General features: G+C 61.0%; 16 protein-coding genes. 15 read left to right on the top strand and 1 reads right to left on the bottom strand.

The features are described from left to right. The first annotated feature begins 1 nt into the window (after position 1). The 5 genes from cobN to cobJ are packed head-to-tail and all read left to right on the top strand — an operon-like array spanning position 2 to position 6,528. Positions 2-3,295, top strand: coding sequence for a cobaltochelatase subunit CobN (cobN, locus tag AC2FLP_RS14620; protein WP_496684538.1), 3,294 nt, complete (start codon positions 2-4; stop codon positions 3,293-3,295). Further along, a complete protein-coding gene (locus AC2FLP_RS14615; RefSeq protein ID WP_496684535.1) occupies positions 3,292-4,413 on the top strand; it encodes a ferredoxin-like domain-containing protein in 1,122 nt (373 codons plus the stop codon). The genes cobN and AC2FLP_RS14615 overlap by 4 nt, the downstream gene beginning before the upstream one ends. Continuing rightward, on the top strand, positions 4,413-5,042 hold the full coding sequence (locus AC2FLP_RS14610; protein ID WP_117869510.1) for a precorrin-8X methylmutase: 630 nt from the start codon (positions 4,413-4,415) through the stop codon (positions 5,040-5,042). Before AC2FLP_RS14615 ends, AC2FLP_RS14610 begins: the two co-directional genes overlap by 1 nt. After that, a complete protein-coding gene (locus AC2FLP_RS14605; RefSeq protein WP_496674795.1) occupies positions 5,039-5,767 on the top strand; it encodes a precorrin-2 C(20)-methyltransferase in 729 nt (242 codons plus the stop codon). The genes AC2FLP_RS14610 and AC2FLP_RS14605 overlap by 4 nt, the downstream gene beginning before the upstream one ends. Next, the gene (cobJ, locus tag AC2FLP_RS14600; protein WP_496684530.1) at positions 5,764-6,528 is read left to right on the top strand and encodes a precorrin-3B C(17)-methyltransferase; all 765 of its coding nucleotides are present in this window, start codon (positions 5,764-5,766) and stop codon (positions 6,526-6,528) included. The genes AC2FLP_RS14605 and cobJ overlap by 4 nt, the downstream gene beginning before the upstream one ends. Here the strand turns inward: cobJ and AC2FLP_RS14595 are convergent. Next, on the bottom strand, positions 6,519-7,250 hold the full coding sequence (locus tag AC2FLP_RS14595; protein ID WP_496684527.1) for a cobalt-precorrin-6A reductase: 732 nt from the start codon (positions 7,248-7,250) through the stop codon (positions 6,519-6,521). The two genes, cobJ and AC2FLP_RS14595, sit on opposite strands and share 10 nt — an antisense overlap. Between AC2FLP_RS14595 and cbiE the strand changes: the two genes are divergently transcribed. The 10 genes from cbiE to AC2FLP_RS14545 all read left to right on the top strand — a co-directional run bounded on the left by cbiE (position 7,249) and on the right by AC2FLP_RS14545 (position 17,349). Continuing rightward, complete coding sequence (gene cbiE / locus AC2FLP_RS14590) at positions 7,249-8,448, top strand: precorrin-6y C5,15-methyltransferase (decarboxylating) subunit CbiE (protein ID WP_496684524.1); 1,200 nt, start codon at positions 7,249-7,251, stop codon at positions 8,446-8,448. The two genes, AC2FLP_RS14595 and cbiE, sit on opposite strands and share 2 nt — an antisense overlap. Next, positions 8,445-8,825, top strand: coding sequence for a cobalamin biosynthesis protein (locus tag AC2FLP_RS14585; RefSeq protein WP_299901542.1), 381 nt, complete (start codon positions 8,445-8,447; stop codon positions 8,823-8,825). The genes cbiE and AC2FLP_RS14585 overlap by 4 nt, the downstream gene beginning before the upstream one ends. Beyond that, positions 8,822-9,616 carry a precorrin-4 C(11)-methyltransferase gene (gene cobM / locus AC2FLP_RS14580; protein ID WP_496684521.1) on the top strand — a complete coding sequence of 265 codons (795 nt, stop codon included), beginning with the start codon at positions 8,822-8,824 and terminating at the stop codon, positions 9,614-9,616. The genes AC2FLP_RS14585 and cobM overlap by 4 nt, the downstream gene beginning before the upstream one ends. After that, on the top strand, positions 9,603-10,925 hold the full coding sequence (locus tag AC2FLP_RS14575; protein WP_496684518.1) for a cobyrinic acid a,c-diamide synthase CobB: 1,323 nt from the start codon (positions 9,603-9,605) through the stop codon (positions 10,923-10,925). The genes cobM and AC2FLP_RS14575 overlap by 14 nt, the downstream gene beginning before the upstream one ends. Then, a complete protein-coding gene (cobA, locus tag AC2FLP_RS14570) occupies positions 10,922-11,650 on the top strand; it encodes a uroporphyrinogen-III C-methyltransferase (RefSeq protein WP_496684515.1) in 729 nt (242 codons plus the stop codon). Before AC2FLP_RS14575 ends, cobA begins: the two co-directional genes overlap by 4 nt. Continuing rightward, positions 11,643-12,413 carry a precorrin-6A synthase (deacetylating) gene (gene cobF, locus AC2FLP_RS14565; RefSeq protein WP_496684512.1) on the top strand — a complete coding sequence of 257 codons (771 nt, stop codon included), beginning with the start codon at positions 11,643-11,645 and terminating at the stop codon, positions 12,411-12,413. Before cobA ends, cobF begins: the two co-directional genes overlap by 8 nt. Before the next feature lie 58 nt (positions 12,414-12,471). Further along, the gene (locus AC2FLP_RS14560) at positions 12,472-12,930 is read left to right on the top strand and encodes a DUF302 domain-containing protein (RefSeq protein ID WP_496684510.1); all 459 of its coding nucleotides are present in this window, start codon (positions 12,472-12,474) and stop codon (positions 12,928-12,930) included. A 78-nt stretch (positions 12,931-13,008) separates the two neighbouring features. Beyond that, positions 13,009-14,628 carry a thiamine pyrophosphate-binding protein gene (locus AC2FLP_RS14555; protein WP_496684508.1) on the top strand — a complete coding sequence of 540 codons (1,620 nt, stop codon included), beginning with the start codon at positions 13,009-13,011 and terminating at the stop codon, positions 14,626-14,628. Beyond that, a complete protein-coding gene (locus AC2FLP_RS14550; protein ID WP_496674774.1) occupies positions 14,615-15,799 on the top strand; it encodes a CaiB/BaiF CoA transferase family protein in 1,185 nt (394 codons plus the stop codon). Before AC2FLP_RS14555 ends, AC2FLP_RS14550 begins: the two co-directional genes overlap by 14 nt. Positions 15,800-15,978: 179 nt before the next feature. Continuing rightward, positions 15,979-17,349: a tetratricopeptide repeat protein gene (locus AC2FLP_RS14545; RefSeq protein ID WP_496684505.1), complete on the top strand. Its 1,371-nt coding sequence runs from the start codon at positions 15,979-15,981 to the stop codon at positions 17,347-17,349. The last annotated feature ends 8 nt before the right edge of the window (positions 17,350-17,357 follow it).

Here is a 17,357-nt window from a genome sequence, read left to right as displayed (position 1 = left end):
CATGCACGTCGTCTTCCGCGAAAGCCACGGGCTCGAGGAAACCGAGACCCCGACCGATCTGGGCCAGAGCCCAGCAGAACTGGTGGTGCTGTCTTTCTCGGACAGCGACCTGGGTGCTTTCGCGGCGGGCTGGCATCGTGGTGGCGGACCGGATGGGCGAATGCCGACCCTGCGGCTGGCCAATCTGACAGCTTTGAAACACCCGCTGTCCGTTGACACCTATGTCGAGCAGACGCTCGAGGGCGCCAAGGGCATTCTGATCCGTCTGATCGGTGGCGTGCCCTACTGGTCCTATGGCCTGCAGCAGGTTCTGGCACTGGCGCAGGCCAAAGGCATCGCTCTGGCCGTCCTCCCAGCGGACGGGCGCGAGGATACGCGGTTGGATGACTATTCCACCTTGCCCGTCTCGACCCTGCGGCGGCTGGCGCATCTGTGCGATACCGGCGGCGAGGTCGCGGCACAGGCCGCACTGGCACAGATGGCTCTGGCGGCAGGGCTTTATGCCGGTCCGGTGATGGGCGCCAAGACCTTGCCCGAATGTGGCGCGTGGTGTCCGGATCGCGGCGTAATCCCGGTGGAAACCGCGTTCGAAGATAACGCTAAACGCATCCTCGTCACCTTCTACCGCGCTTACCTGACCTCGGCAGACACCGCCCCGATCGCCACCCTGATCCGCAGCCTGCGGGCCCGTGGATTCGAGGCGATGGGCCTGTTTGCCCCGTCGCTCAAGGCGCCTGTGGCCGCCGACTGGTTGCGGGAACAGGTTGTTGCGCTGAAACCATCGGCAATTGTCAATGCCACTTCCTTCTCGGGCAAAGGTGCGTCGGGAACATCGCCTCTGGACGCAGCAGATGTGCCTGTGTTTCAGGTCGCTCTCGCCACCTCGCGCCGCAAAGCGTGGGCCGAAGCAGAACGCGGGCTGTCCCCCGCCGATCTGGCCATGCATGTGGTACTGCCGGAGGTTGATGGGCGGATCTCGGCGGGAGTCGCGTCTTTCAAGGAACCCGGCAAACGCAATCCTCATCTGGAATACGCGCGCTTTGCACATCGGCCCGAACCGGATCGGATCGAAGCGATCATCGACCGTGTTTCGGGCTGGCTTGCACTGAACGACAAACCCAAGGCAGATCAGATTCCCGCGCTGGTCCTGTCCACTTATCCCGGCAAAGACTGGCAGATGGCCCATGCGGTTGGCCTTGACGCGCTGGCCTCAGCCCAAGCGATGCTGTCCGATCTTCGCGAAGAAGGCTATGACATCGCGACTGGCGAGCCGATTGCCGACACTCTTCTGGACGCACGGATTTCGTGGGCGCTCGAGGATTATCTGGATGCGCTTGCGGATTTGCCCGAGACCCTGCGCACCGATCTGCACACCGCATGGGGCGCGCCCGAAGATGATCCGGCCTGTGCCGATGGGGTCTTCCATTTCACCGCACTGCGACGCGGCAAGGCGCTGGTCGCGCTGCAACCCGAACGCGGCACGCCCGAGCTGCGTGATGACGACTATCATGACCTCTCGCGCACCCCGCGCCACAGCTATGTCGCCTTCTATTTGTGGCTGCGCAAAGGGTTGGGCGTGAACGCGCTGATCCACATCGGGGCACATGGAACGCTGGAATGGTTGCCCGGAAAATCGGTCGCTTTGTCTGCTCATTGCTGGCCCGAGGCGCTGATCCGCGATCTGCCGGTGATTTATCCCTTTATCGTCAACGATCCCGGTGAAGCCGCGCAAGCCAAGCGCCGGATTGGAGCGGTCACGCTGGGCCACATCCCGCCCCCGATGAAGGAAAGTGGCACGCCGGATCGGATGGTCCGGCTTGAATCGCTGCTGGATGAGTTTTCGAACGCCGACGGGCTTGACCCCAAACGCCGTGACCGCTTGCAGGAAGATATCCGTGATGAAGCGCAGGCCATTGGCTTGGAAAGCGATCTCGGCCTTGATCAGGCAACCTGCACCGCCGAAGCGATCACACGTATCGACCGCTTTGTCTGTGACATCAAGGAAAGCCAGTTTGGCGACGGGCTGCACATCTTCGGGCGCGTGCCCGAGGTGACGGGCAATTTCGATTCGGCCCCGTCGGCCCACGCTGAACGCGACGCGCTGATCAAAGCGCTCGGGGGCAAACGGATCGATGCCGGGCCTTCGGGTTCACCCTATCGTGGTCGGTCAGATGTTCTGCCCACCGGGCGGAACCTTTACACCACTGACCCGCGGTCGGTTCCGACCCGTGCGGCCTATGCGCAGGGTGTGAAACTGGCCGAGGAACTGGTGCGACGCCATCTTCAGGAAGAAGGCGATTACCCAAAAGGGCTGATCGTCGATCTGTGGGGGTCAGCCACCATGCGCACGGCGGGCGAGGAATTTGCCATGGCCTTGCACCTGCTGGGCGTCAAACCCGTATGGGACAAAGGGTCCGAGCGGGTTTCCGGCATCGAGGTTCTGCCGATCACTGACCTGAGCCGCCCGCGCCTGGACGTGACCTTGCGGGTGTCGGGCCTGTTCCGGGATGTTTTCCCGACGCTGTCCGCTTTGTTTGGCCAAGCGGTTCGCGCATTGGCCGCGCGTGATGAGGCGGCGGACTGGAACCCCTATGCCGGGCAGGAGCCGGTGGCGCGGGTCTATGGACCTGCGCCCGGAAGCTATGGCGTCAACATGACCGAACTCTCCGAGGTGTATACCGACGAGGCCCGTGCACAGGCAGGTGAAGCGTGGCTTGAGGCCAGCTCTTTTGCATTGGAAGGCGAACACATATCGCAGGACAAGGACGGTATCACCCAACGCGTTGCAAATGCGGACAGCTTTGTCCACTTGCAGGACCTGACCGAAACCGATCTTCTTCTGGCCAACGATTATGCCACACACGAGGCGGGTTTTGCCGCCGCCAAGAAGATCGCCGGCGGAACCGCGCAGCTGTACCATCTGGACAACACAAAACCGGAAAATCCTCGTGCCCGCACCTTGCCTGAAGAAATCAGCCGTGTCGTCCATGCCCGCGCCGCCAATCCCGGCTGGATCGCCGGGATGCAACGCCATGGTTTCCGCGGAGCCGCTGAAATCGCAGCGACGCTGGATCATATGGCCTCATTCGCGCATTTGTCCGGCACGGTCGCACCACATCTATTTGACCTCTACCACGATGCCACGCTGGGCAACGCAGAGGTGGACGCGTTCCTGCAAGAGGCCAATCCCAAAGCTCGTCAGGCCATGCAGGACCGGTTCCGCGCGCTGCTGGAGGCCGGGCTTTGGAACACGCGCCGGAATTCCATCCGGGCCGATTTGGAGAAATTGAGATGAGTGCACCAATTGTTCAGGGCTGGTGCCCCGGCGCCCATCGTCCGATGATGTCCGGTGACGGTCTGGTCGTCAGGGTCAGGCCCCGGCTGGCGCGTCTGGACGCCGATCAGGCTCTGGGACTGTGCGATCTGGCGGGCCGCTTTGGCAACGGCTCGATCGATTTGACCAATCGCGCCAATCTGCAAATGCGGGGCGTGGACGAGGAAGACCACCAGCCTCTACTCAAAGAGCTTGCCGCGCTGAACCTGCTGGATGCGGAACCCGGCATCGAAATACGCCGCAATATTCTGGTTACACCGCTCTATCAGGCGGGCGATTTGACCGCTCGGTTGACCCATGAACTGATTGGCCGGCTTGCGGACCTGCCGGCCCTGCCTGCAAAATTCGGCTTTGCAATCGACACAGGCCCCGAACGTCTGCTGGCGTCGGATTCGGCGGATATTCGTCTGGAAACCGTTGCAGACGGCCTGATCCTGCGCGCCGACGGGTGCGAAACCGGGCGGAGCGTGACCGAGACCGACGCCATTGACCACGTGATCGCGCTGGCAATGTGGTTTTCCAAAACCTACACACCCGAGACACGCCGCATGGCGCGTGTCATCGACGCCCTGCCGCAGGAATGGCAAGGGTGTGCGCCCGGTTCTGTTGGCGCAAAGCTTCAACCCGGCCCCTGTGAAGTGGGTGCTCTGTACGGAGCGGCTTTTGGGTCGCTGCCTGCGCGCAAGCTGTATGATCTGATCGAGGACAGCGGTGCTTGCGCCCTGCGCGTCACACCGTGGCGGCTGATCCTGCTGGAAGGCGGGGCGGCGATACCTGCCTCGGCGTTTGTCGAAGATGGAACCGATCCGTTGATGACCACCGACGCCTGCCCCGGCGCACCGTTCTGCCCGCAGGCACAGGCAGAGACGCGCGACATCGCCCGCGCATTGGCTTCGCGTGTTTCCGGACGTCTCCATGTTTCAGGCTGTAGCAAGGGATGCGCCCGCATGGGCCCCGCTGACATCACATTGGTAGGCGATAACGGACGATTTGATCTTGTCAAACAGGGCCGCGCGGGGGATGAGCCCTGCCAGCGCGGGCTTGACCCCCAAACACTCATGACCATGGACTTCACCTGATGCCCTATACATACGAAACCGATGGCGCAGCGATCTACAAGGAAAGCTTTGCCACCATCCGGTCCGAGGCTGATCTGGACCGGTTTGATGCCGATGAAGAGCAGGTTGCCGTTCGGATGATTCACGCCGCGGGTATGGTCGGACTGGAAGAGTTCGTGCATTTCTCGCCCGGCTTCGTGCAAACGGCCCGTACTGCATTGGAAAACGGTGCACCGATCCTGTGTGATGCGCGCATGGTCAGCGAAGGCGTCACCCGCTTCCGCCTGCCCGCCGATAACGGGGTGATCTGCACCCTGCACGATGAACGCGTACGCCCGCTGGCCGCCGAGATGAGCAACACCCGTTCCGCCGCTGCGCTGGAGCTGTGGCGGCCGCATCTGGAGGGCGCGCTGGTCGCCATCGGCAATGCGCCCACCGCGCTTTTTCATTTGCTGAACATGCTGGAAGACCCGGATTGCCCGCGCCCTGCCGCGATCATCGGCTGCCCGGTAGGCTTTGTCGGTGCGGTGGAATCCAAGGATGCGCTTTGGGAAGCCCAACCGGTGCCGTCCTGCATTGTCAAAGGCCGTCTGGGCGGCAGCGCCATCACAGTGGCGGCCGTCAACGCCATCGCAAGCCGGGCAGAATGAAGATGGGCACCATATACGGTGTGGGCCTTGGCCCCGGCGACCCGGATTTGATGAGCGTCCGGGCGGATCGCCTGCTGCGCAATGCAAAACATGTGGCGTTCTTCCGCAAACCCGGTCGCAGCGGCCAGGCACGCAAGATCGTCAACGGGATGATCCCCGAAGGTGCGATCGAGTTCCCTATGGAGTATCCCGTGACCACCGAGATCCCGGTGACAGATCCGCGCTATAACGAATTGCTGGCTGCGTTCTACGAAGACTGCACCAAGCATCTCAAGGCCCTGTCCGAACAGGGTGAGGACGTGGTTGTTCTGTGCGAGGGTGATCCGTTCTTCTATGGCTCGTTCATGCATCTTTACAGTCGTCTGCGCGAAGACGCGCCGGTTGAAGTTGTACCCGCCATTACGGGCATGTCCGGAGCCTGGACTGCGACAGGAGACCCGATCACCTGGGGTGATGATGTTCTGACCGTGCTGGTTGGCACCCTGCCCGAGGACACGCTGGCTGAACGCATGGCTAAAACCGATGCATTGGTCGTGATGAAAATCGGGCGCAACATCGACAAGGTGAAACGCGCTCTGAAGACCGCTGGCCTGTATGACCGGGCATGGATCGTGGAATATGCGCAGATGCCAAACCAGACGGTGACTAAGCTGTCTGAAGCCTGCGAGAAGATCACCCCGTATTTCTCGATCATCGTCGTGCACGGTCAGGGGCGGCGACCATGAGCGGCTGGGTCAAGATTGCCGGTCTTGGGCCGGGTGACGAGGCGCTTGTTACGCCAGAAGTAACGGCCGCACTGGCCGAAGCCACTGATGTTGTGGGCTATATTCCTTATGTGGCGCGTATTTCCGAGCGCCCCGGCCTGACACTGCATTCCAGTGACAACCGGGTCGAAATAGACCGTTCGCGACACGCGCTGCAAATGGCCGCAGAAGGCAAACGCGTGGTCGTTGTATCCTCGGGTGATCCCGGCGTGTTTGCCATGGCGGCGGCCGTTTTCGAAGCGCTGGAAAACGGTCCCGCAGAATGGCGCGACCTTCAGATCGATGTGCTGCCGGGGATCACGGCGATGTTGGCTGCATCCGCACGCGCGGGCGCCCCAATGGGGCATGATTTCTGCGCCATCAACCTCAGCGACAATCTCAAACCATGGTCATTGATCGAAAAACGCCTGCGTCTTGCTGCACAGGCGGATTTCTCGATGGCCTTTTACAATCCACGCTCGAAGTCCCGCCCGGAAGGCTTTGTAAAGACGCTGAAAATCCTGCGCGACGAGTGTGAGCCCGAGCGTGTGATCCTGTTCGCCCGCGCCGTATCGCGGACAGATGAAGAGATGCGTATTTCGACACTGGCCGAAGCTACGCCCGACATGGCTGATATGCAGACCGTGGTGATCGTGGGTTCATCCCGCACGCGTGTCATCGAGCGCGATGGACCACCCATCATTTACACTCCTCGCTTCACCCCTGATGAGGATCAGGGATGAAACAGCCAGTCCAGAACCTGTCCGACCTGCGAAAACTCGGTCCGCTCCGGCAGAACCGGGCGATTGATCATCAGCACGGGCAGGCCCAGCGCCCGCGCCGCATCCAGCTTGGCGCGCGCGCCCGAGCCGCCTGCGTTCTTGGACACGACCAGCTGCGTCCCATGGTGCTGCATCAGCGCCCGGTCGTCAGCTTCGGCAAACGGCCCTCGGGCGACGACCACCTCTGCGTTCGGCAAGGGCAAAGTGTCGGGCTCATCCACAAGGCGCAGCAGGTAACTGTGTTGAGGCTGGGTCGAAAAATCTTCAAGATGCATTCGGCCAACTGCAAGGAAGACACGCTGAGCATCGCCGGACAATGCGTCGACGGCGGCAGCGATATCGGGCACGTTATGCCAGATATCGCCGGGCTGCGACACCCAGGCCGCCCGGGTCAACGCGGCCAACGGCGTCCGCGTCGCGGCGCACGCCTCAATCGCGTTCCGGCTCATCCGGGCCGCAAATGGATGGGTCGCGTCCACGACATGGGTGATGGCATTGTCACTGACATAGGCGGCCAGACCTTCCGGACCGCCGAAACCGCCAACCCTTACCGGCAAGGGCTGCGGACGCGGGTTTTCGACCCGTCCAGCGTAGGAATACACAGCCGCAATCCCTTGTTCCGAAACAGCTTTGGCCAACGCATTGGCCTCGGTCGTTCCGCCAAGGATCAGGAGGTTTGTCATGTCTGAATCTCCGTGGCTGACCGTTCTTGGATTGGGCGAAGACGGGTTTGATGGCCTGTCGCCTGCCAGCCGTCAAGTGCTGGACCGGGCCGACGTGATCATGGGGCCGCCCCGTCACCTGTCGTTGCTGCCTGAAACAGGGACGGAACGAGTCGAATGGCCAGCGCCGTTCTCGGATGGGCTGCCGATCCTGAAAGGACTGCGTGGCCGGCAGACCGTTGTTCTGGCCTCGGGCGATCCGTTTTGGTTTGGCGCAGGTTCCGTCATTGCGCGCAATTTCGATGCCGGTGAATGGACCGCCCTGCCCGGCCAATCCACCTTTTCTCTCGCCGCTGCCCGGCTCGGCTGGCCTTTGGAAAACACTCTGACTTTCGGCTTGCATGCCGCCCCACTGACCCGTTTGCGACCGCATCTGGCCCCGGGACTGCACGCGATCCTGTTGCTGCGCGACGGAAAAGCCGTGGCGGAACTGGCTACGTATCTGACCGAGACAGGCTTTGCCGACTCGGCCCTGCATGTGATGCAGGCCCTAGGTGGCCCGCGCGAAAACACCCGAACAGTCACCTTAACCGAAGCGCTGTTGGGTACGTTCGACCATCCGGTCTGCGTCGGGCTGGAAGTTTCCGGTGCAGGACCTGCCCTGTCCAAAGCGTCTGGTAAACCGGACGCCATCTTTGAGACGGACGGGCAGATCACCAAACGCCCGATCCGCGCGCTGACACTCTCGGCGCTTGCCCCACAACGGGGCGAGCATCTGTGGGATATCGGAGGGGGCACTGGTTCGATCAGCATCGAGTGGCTGATGTGTGACCCAACCCTGACCGCAACCAGCATAGAACCCCGCGCTGACAGAGCAGATCGCATTCGTCGGAATGCAATTGCATTGGGACAGGATCGGTTGAACGTCATCCATGGCACCGCGCCCGCTGCGCTGAACGGGTTAGAGTTGCCTGATGTGGTTTTCATCGGGGGGGGGCTCAGTGCAGACCTGCTGAACTGGGTGCACACGAACCTACCCTCTGGCACGCGTCTGATCGCCAATGCGGTGACTTTGGAAAGCGAGGCCACACTTGCCCATTGGCATGAGAAGCTGGGCGGTGAACTCCTGCGGATCGAACTCGCACAATCTGCGCCGCTTGGACCACGCCGCGGCTGGAAATCCGCCTACCCGGTAGTGCAGTGGAGCGTAACGCTATGATCGTTGCCGGTTTGGGATTCTCGTCTGCCGCCACAGTCGACAGCCTGCGCGCCGCATATGATGCGGCGGCAGCGAGCCGGGATGTGACCGCCCTGGCAACTGTTGCCGACAAGGAAGGTCATTTCGCCCTGACAGTTTTTGCCGAAGAAATGTCCCTTCCACTGCATTTCGTTGGTGCCGCCGATCTGGCCGGTCAACGCACGCTTACCTGCTCGACCCGCAGCCGCGCCACCTATGGCACCGGAAGCGTGGCCGAAGCATCCGCATTGGCCGCCGCCGGAAAGCTTTTTGGCTTGGGCGCGCGGCTGCTTTCACCCAGACAGATTTCAGACGACCGGCTGGCGACCTGTGCCATAGCCATCGGAGGACAGACATGACCGTTCATTTCATCGGCGCCGGACCGGGCGCTGCCGACCTGTTGACACTGCGTGGACGCGACATCATCGCATCCTGCCCCGTTTGCCTCTACGCAGGCTCCCTGGTTCCGGAAGAAATCCTCGACCACTGCCCCGAAGGTGCAAAGATCGTGAACACCGCACCAATGGACCTGGATCAGATCATGGCCGAGATCGAGGCCGCACATCAGGCCGGCCAGGACGTGGCCCGTCTGCATTCCGGCGACCTGTCGGTCTGGTCGGCGATGGGGGAACAGATCCGCCGCCTGAAAAAAATGGGCATCCCGGTCAGCGTAACCCCGGGCGTTCCGTCCTTTGCCGCGGCTGCGGCGGCTTTGGGAACCGAACTTACTTTGCCCGGCCTGGCGCAATCCGTGGTTCTGACCCGGACGCCGGGCCGCGCATCTTCCATGCCCGAAGGCGAGACGTTGGAGAATTTCGCACGCACAGGGGCGACACTTGCCATTCACCTGTCGATCGGCAATCTGGACAAGGTCATTGCTGACCTGATCCCTGCCTATGGCACAGACTGCCCAGTTGCCTTGGTCTATCGTGCAAGCTGGCCGGATGAACGGATCATCCGCGCGACGCTGGAAACGCTCAAGGAAGCCCTGGACGACGGCATCTCGCGCACTGCGTTGATCATGGTTGGTCCGGCACTGGCGGGCGAAGGCTTTGACGAAAGCTGCCTTTATTCGAAAGATTACGACCGCCGCTATCGTCCACAAAGTGCCGAGAGCCCCTGGTCGAGCTGGAGCCATGGTGATGATTAACCCTCCGGGCCTTCTGATCTCCGCACCGTCCTCTGGCACAGGCAAGACAACGGTCATGCTGGGCCTGTTGCGAGCGCTGGCCGAGGATGGCCTGACCGTTCAACCGTTCAAGAGCGGACCGGATTATATTGACCCCGCCTTCCACCGAGCCGCGGCTGGTCGGGCTTCGTTTAATCTGGACAGTTGGGCGATGGGTGACCCGCTGTTGAACGCAATTTCAGCTCAGGCCGAAGGCGCTGACATCGTGGTGGCCGAAGGCTCGATGGGCCTGTTCGATGGCGTGGCCAAGCCGGGCGAGTTGGGTCATGGGTCAAGCGCCGAGACTGCCGCACGGATGGATTGGCCGGTCGTACTGGTTCTGGATGTTGGCGGTCAGGCGCAATCCGCGGCGGCCACAGCGCTGGGGTTCAAGATGTACAACCCCGATCTTCCCTTTGCGGGAGTGATCCTGAACCGCTGCGCCAGCCCCCGGCACGAGCGCCTGACACGGTTGGGGATGGAACGTGCAGGCTTGCCGGTACTCGGTGTTCTGCCGCGCCGAGGCGACCTTACCCTCCCCGAGCGTCACCTGGGTTTGATTCAAGCCGTCGAACACCCGGATCTGGAAAGCGCCATTGTGGGATATGCTACATTTCTGCGCGAACATGTGGAACTGGAAACGATCAAACGGGCGGCTTCCTCAGGCCCCATTGGGCCATCGTCAGACGCGCTGCCGCGCCCTCCGGCCCAGCGGATTGCACTGGCTCGCGATGCGGCATTTTCCTTTACCTATCCGCATTTGCTGGAAGGCTGGAGCGCAGCAGGGGCCGAGATACTGCCCTTCTCACCTCTGGCCGATGAAGCTCCGGCGACGGATGCCGATCTGGTCTGGCTACCCGGCGGATATCCGGAACTGCATGCCGGGACGTTGGCTGCTGCCGGAACGTTCCTCGCTGGTCTGCGCAAGCACGCGGAAACAAGGCCTGTGCATGGGGAGTGCGGTGGATATATGGCGCTGGGTCATGCGCTGATCGACAAGGATGGCGTGCGGCATGAAATGGCTGGCCTGCTGGGGCTGGTGACGTCGTACCAAAAACGCAAATTCAACCTGGGCTATCGCAAAGCCGAACTTTTGGCCCCGATGCCGGGATTTGCACAGAATGCGGCGCTGCGCGGGCATGAGTTCCACTATTCCTCGATCGTGGATCAGCCTGACGCGCCACTCGCCCGTGTGTTTGATGCCGAAGGCGCAGAAGGGCCTCAGACCGGCTCTGTTCGCGGCAATGTCACCGGTACGTTCTTTCACCTGATTGCGGAGGCATCTGAATGAGCGGATTTGTCTCTTTCGTCGGATCCGGCCCTGGTGATCCGGAATTGCTGACACTGAAGGCCGTAGATCGCCTGCAAAAGGCCGATGCGGTTTTGTTCGATGACCTCAGCAGCGGGCCTATATTGAGCCATGCGCGCGAAGACGCGGATCTTGTGGGCGTGGGCAAACGGGCCGGTCGACCGTCCCCCAAGCAGGACCATGTCAGCCGGTTGCTTGTGGACTACGCCCAGACCGGCCAACATGTCGTGCGGCTGAAGTCCGGCGATGGCGGCATGTTCGGGCGCCTGGAAGAAGAGCTTGTTGCCCTGCGTAATGCAGGCATTGAATTCGAGATCATTCCCGGCATCCCGTCTGCCGTCGCTGCCGCAGCTGCCGCTGGCATTCCGCTGACGCGTCGTCTGACCGCACGGCGGGTGCAGTTCGTGACAGGACATGATGTCAGTGGCGCGTTGCCGGACGATCTGAACCTGACAGCACTGGCCGATTCTCAGGCCACCACCGTCGTATTCATGGGCAAACGTACTTTCCCGCTTCTGGCAGAAGCTTTGCATTCCCGCGGCCTGCCTTTGGATACGCCTGCCCTGATGGCTGAATCGGTTTCGACTCCGGATCAGAAGCTGACGAGCACCACCATCGGCGCCTTGGCCGAACAGCTGAAATCCGAGATCGGCACAGCTCCGGCCCTGATCCTTTATGGGCCGCTGGCGGAGTGCGAAGATGATTGACCTGAGCCTGATTGGCATCGGCACCGGCAACCCGGATCATGTGACCTTTCAGGGTGCGCAGGCGATCCGGTCGGCCGATCTGATCCTGATCCCCCGCAAAGGTGAGAACAAGGCCGATCTGGCCGGGCTGCGTGAGGAAATCATTGATCGGGTAACCGAGACACCGCCGGAGATTGCCTATTTTGACATCCCCAAGCGCCGCGCGGATGACGGCTATCTGCATGGCGTAGACGAATGGCACGACGCCATTGCACTGCGCTGGCAAGAGGCGATAGAGGCCCACCCGGAGGCGCAGCACATTGCGCTGCTGATTTGGGGCGATCCGTCCCTGTATGACAGTTCGCTGCGCATTGCGGTGCGGCTGGACCCCAAGCCCAACACCAAGGTGATTCCGGGTATCACAGCCTTGCAGGCATTGACCGCGGCTCATGCGATCCCGATCAATGATCTGGGCGCACCCTATGTCGTGACCACCGGGCGCCGTATCAGGGATGAAGGCTGGCCTGAAACCGCTTCAAAAGTCGCCGTCATGCTGGATGGGGAATGCTCGTTCCAATCCCTTGAAAGGGCAGAGTATGACATCTGGTGGGGTGCCTATGTGGGTATGAAAGAAGAGCTGTTGATAAGTGGCCCGTTGGATCAGGTCGCGCAGCGGATCCTTGATACGCGCGCCCGCGCCCGAGCCGATCATGGCTGGATCATGGATATCTACGTGCTGAAGAAACGCGAGGTGCAGCGCCGCTCGGCGAACACGGATTCGTGACTGCGCTGAACTCTCAAGTCTAGCACACAGGTCAAAGCAAGATACCGGAGACGCGTTGATGAAAGCCTTCATTCCCCTGCTCTGCCTGATCGCTTTACCCCTTTGGGCTCAAGACACGCCCGAGGGCTGGGCCGTATACCCATCCCAAAAGCCGTACGCCGAGCTGGTTGACGCAACCAAAGCCGCGATCAAGGAAAACGGACTGATCGTCGTGACTCAGGCGGGCCCGACCAAAGCGGCGGCAGCACGTGGGATTACCCTTCCGGGAAACCGCGTGATCGGGGCCTTCAACAATGACTACGCCGTGCGGGTTCTGGAGACCTCGGTCCACGCGATGATCGAGGCTCCGATCCGGTTTTACTTAACCGAGAACGAAGACGGGACGGCGACCCTGTCTTACAAGACCCCCAGCTTTGTCTTTACGCCTTACGCATCGGAAGGTGGGCAAGACCTGGTGAATATTGCCACAGAACTTGACACAAAGTTTCAATCGATCGCTGAAAGCGCAGTCAAATAGTCACACTGCCGTGAACCGCCTTGCGTCCAGAGGCGTCCTCCGCAATCTGCTTCGAAACAGTTTCTCGGAGCATGACTGATGCAGGACTCCTCGCCCCGCGCTGCGGATCTTCTGGCCCAACGTCTTTATGAAGCGGGCTGTCGTCACGCCTTTGGGATGCCGGGGGGCGAGGTCCTGACGCTGGTCGACGCACTGGAAAAGGCAGGGATCGCCTTTCATCTGACCAAGCACGAAAACTCTGCCGGGTTCATGGCAGAAGCCGTGCATCATCGCGACGGTGCACCTGCGATTCTGGTGGCCACTCTGGGTCCGGGTGCAATGAACGGGATCAATGTGGTGGCGAACGCTTTGCAGGATCGTGTGCCGATGGTCGTTCTGACCGGATGTGTCGACGCGGACGAAGCGTTGACCTATTCCCATCAGGTTATGGATCACAGCAGGGTTTATCGCTCGATCACCAAGGGCACTTATACACTGACAGCCAAGGGCGCGGATGTCATTGCCGACAAGGCGGTGTCATTAGCCATGCAGCCACGACCGGGCCCGGTTCATATCGACGTTCCGATTTCAGTGGCCGACACGCCTGTAACCGGCGTGAAACGCCGCCGGCTGGCCAAGGTCGCGCCGGTCAGCCCCGGCGGTGAATGCCTTGAGAAGGCCCGCCGCTGGGTGGCCGAGGCCGAACGCCCCATTGCCATTATCGGCCTGGATGTCCTCTATGACGACTCGCGCAGTGTGGTACGGGCGTTCCTGGAGCATTTTGATGTTCCTTTCGTGACGACCTACAAGGCCAAAGGTGTCGTGCCCGAGGATCACCCGCTGTGTCTCGGCGGCGCAGGACTATCGCCGCTGGCTGACAAGCATCTCGTGCCTCTGATCGAACAATCGGACTTGGTATTGTGTTTGGGATATGACCCGATCGAAATGCGCACCGGTTGGCGTGAGATCTGGGATCCGGAAGAAAAACGCGTCATCGATATCTCTGCCGTGGTCAACGACCACTACATGCATCAGGCTGGATTGAACCTTGTCGCCGACACGGGCGAGACATTGGAGGCAATTGCCAAAGGCAACCCGGCCCGTGAAACATGGCCGGGCAACGAGCCAGCGCAGGTTAAAGCCTCGCTGGCAAAGGCCTTCTCCACCGATGAAAGCTGGGGGCCCGCTGCCGTAATTTCCGAAACACGTTCTGTCCTGCCGCCTGAAACCCTGGCCACCGCCGACAGTGGCGCTCACCGCATTCTGTTGAGCCAGATGTGGGCGTGCAACGAAGAACGCGGGTTGATCCAATCCTCGGCGCTCTGCACTATGGGCTGCGCTGTTCCTATGGCCATTGGCCTGAAACTGGCAGAGCCCGACCGCCCGGTGATCAGCTTCTCGGGCGATGCCGGGTTCCTAATGGTTGCAGGAGAATTGTCGACTGCTGCTGAAATGGGCGGCAACCCGATTTTTCTGGTTTTCGTCGATGCCAGCCTTGCCCTGATCGAGTTGAAACAACGCCAGCGACAGATGCGTAGCACGGGCGTCGATTTCGGCCATCATGACTTTGCCGCCATGGGCCGGGCCTTTGGCGGCAATGGCCATACGGTTCATAACAGGACAGAGTTGCGCGCCGCACTGGAAGCTGCTGTAAAGGCTGAGACATTTACAGTGATTGCCGCTGAAGTTGAGCGTGGAGGCTATGATGGCCGCATCTGAAGGCCCATTGAAGGGTGTCAAGGTTCTGGACCTTAGCCGGATCCTGGCAGGCCCCACCTGCACGCAACTGCTGGGCGATCTGGGTGCAAGCGTCATCAAGATCGAAAACCCGGCAACCGGGGGCGATGACACGCGGCAATGGGGCCCGCCATACGTGAGCGATGCCGAGGGCAACCGCTCGGATCTGAGCGCCTATTTCATGTCGGCCAACCGCAACAAGAAATCCGTCGCGCTGGATATCTCCTCGACCGAGGGTCAGGCGGAAATCAGACGGTTGGCGTCACACGCGGACATCCTGATCGAGAACTTCAAACCGGGCGGCTTGGCCAGGTATGGGCTGGACTACGCCACCCTGTCGCAAGAGTTTCCAAGCCTCGTGTACTGTTCAATCTCGGGTTACGGTCAAACTGGGCCGAATGCCAGCAAGCCCGGCTACGACCTGATGGCGCAGGGCTATGGCGGGATCATGTCGCTGACCGGCGACCCCGAGGGCGCCCCCATGAAAGTGGGCGTTGGCATCGCCGACGTGATGTGCGGGATGTATGCGACTGTTGGTATCCTGGCCGCACTGCGCCACCGCGACTTGACCGGCGAGGGCCAACAGATCGATCTGGCGCTGGTAGATTCTCAGATTGCCTGGCTGATCAATGAAGGCGTCAACTATCTGACGTCAGGCAATGTTCCGCAAAGACGCGGCAACGGGCACCCGAATATCGTCCCTTATGACGTTTACGAAACCGCCGATGGGCACGTGATTCTCGCGGTTGGAAATGACGGCCAGTTCAGAAAGCTCTGCGGCTTCATCAATGCTCCTGAACTGGCAGACGATCTGAGATTCGCGACCAACCCGGCCCGATTGGAGCATCGTAACGCACTGAATTCCATCCTTCGTCCTGCGGTGCAGGCGCTGGACACCCAGACCGTTATTTCCGGCCTGGAAGCTGTCAAAGTGCCCGTCGGCCCGGTGCAGACGCTGGATCAGGTGTTCAACACGGAACAAGTGGCTGCAAGACAAATGCAGATTGCCATGCAGGCCCATCCGGGTCAGGTCAACCTGATAGGGAATCCTCTGAACCTGTCTCGCACGCCTGTAACATATCGAAATGCTCCACCGGTCTGTGGAGCCGATACCGAGGCCGTTCTGAGCGCTGAAAACCCGTTCGAGGATTGAAATACTTGCACATTTAGGCGGCAAGTTGCTGAAACATGCCCTTGAATCGGCGGTTTTTTTCGTCTTTTACGCACACGTCATTTCACCAATTCGAGAGCAGGGTCGATACTGTTACGCCGCTCTCGCACACTCTGTTACATCGAACAGTGTCAAATATCGCAATCAGATTGGACCCAAGCATGAAACAAGACGTTTTCGGACAGATGAACACCCTGACCCAGCCGGCGGCCGTCGAAGCGTGGAATGGTGTTCAGCTTGGGTTCATGGCTCATGCCGCTGTCACGCCTCAGCATTTGGGCAAAGTGCTTGAACTTGAGCCCGACTTCGCGCTGGGTCATGCGATCAAAGGTCTGTTCATGGCGCTGCTTGGACGGCGAGAGATGATGGCGGTTGCCGTCGAAGCGCTGGCTGCCGCCAATGCGGCGATGGAACGTCAGCCCGTAACTGAGCGCGAACGTCTGTATGTGGAGTCGCTGGCCCTGTATCTGGCCGGCCAACAGGCGCAGGCGGTTCAGACATTCGAAACAATCCTGCGTGACCATCCGCAGGACACTCTGGCGATGAAACTAAGCCACGCAACCCGCTTCGTTCTGGGTGATGCGGGCGGGATGCGCCGCTCGATCGAGCGGGTGATGCCCGCTTATGAACCGGATCATCCGGGGCGCGGTTATCTGCTGGGCTGTCATTCCTTCGCACTGGAGGAAACCGGCGCTTACGAGAAGGCCGAGATCTCAGGCCGACAGGCGCTGTGGATGGTGTCCGACGACGCCTGGGGCCTTCACGCGGTGGCCCACGTTCATGAGATGACAGGCAACGCGCAACTTGGCCTTGACTGGCTGGCCGGGCGTGAGGCCGCCTGGTCCCACTGCAACAATTTCCGTTACCACGTCTGGTGGCACAAGGCACTGATGCATCTGGATCTGGGTCAGGTTGATCATGTGAAGGAGCTGTATGACGCCCATATTCGCAAGGACAAAACCGACGATTACCGGGACATCTCGAACGCAACTTCACTTCTGACTCGGCTTGAGCTCGAAGGCGTAGATGTTGGGAACCGCTGGGAAGAACTGGCTGATCTGAGTGCAGCGCGGACTGAAGACGGTTGCCTGATCTTCGCGGATCTACACTATTTGCTGGCGCTGACCGGTGATAACCGCGCCGACGCCACGGCCAAGATGCTGAGCCGCATGAACAAGGATGCAGCGCGCGCCAATGACGACATGACCCGCCGAATGGCGGATCCCGGTGTTGCCGCTGCCATGGGCCTCGAGGCCTTTGGTGACGGTCATTACGCCACGGCCTTTGATCATCTTTTGACAGCACGCGGTTCCATGCAACTGGCCGGTGGCAGCCACGCTCAACGCGATGTATTTGAACGCATTACCATCGATTCCGGTCTTCGGGCCGGGCGCCTCGATGCAGTCGAGCGCATTCTGGATGATCGCCGGGCCAAGCGCGCCGGAGGTGAAGACAATTATGCCATCGCGCGCCGCGCCCTGATCGACGCGGCCCGTGACAGTGGTGACGCACAAAGCGTCCCCGCCGAATAACAAGAAGA

The sequence above is a fragment of the Ruegeria sp. CDSA141 genome, assembly GCF_059612005.1.
This window is presented reverse-complemented; position numbering and strand designations above follow the sequence as displayed.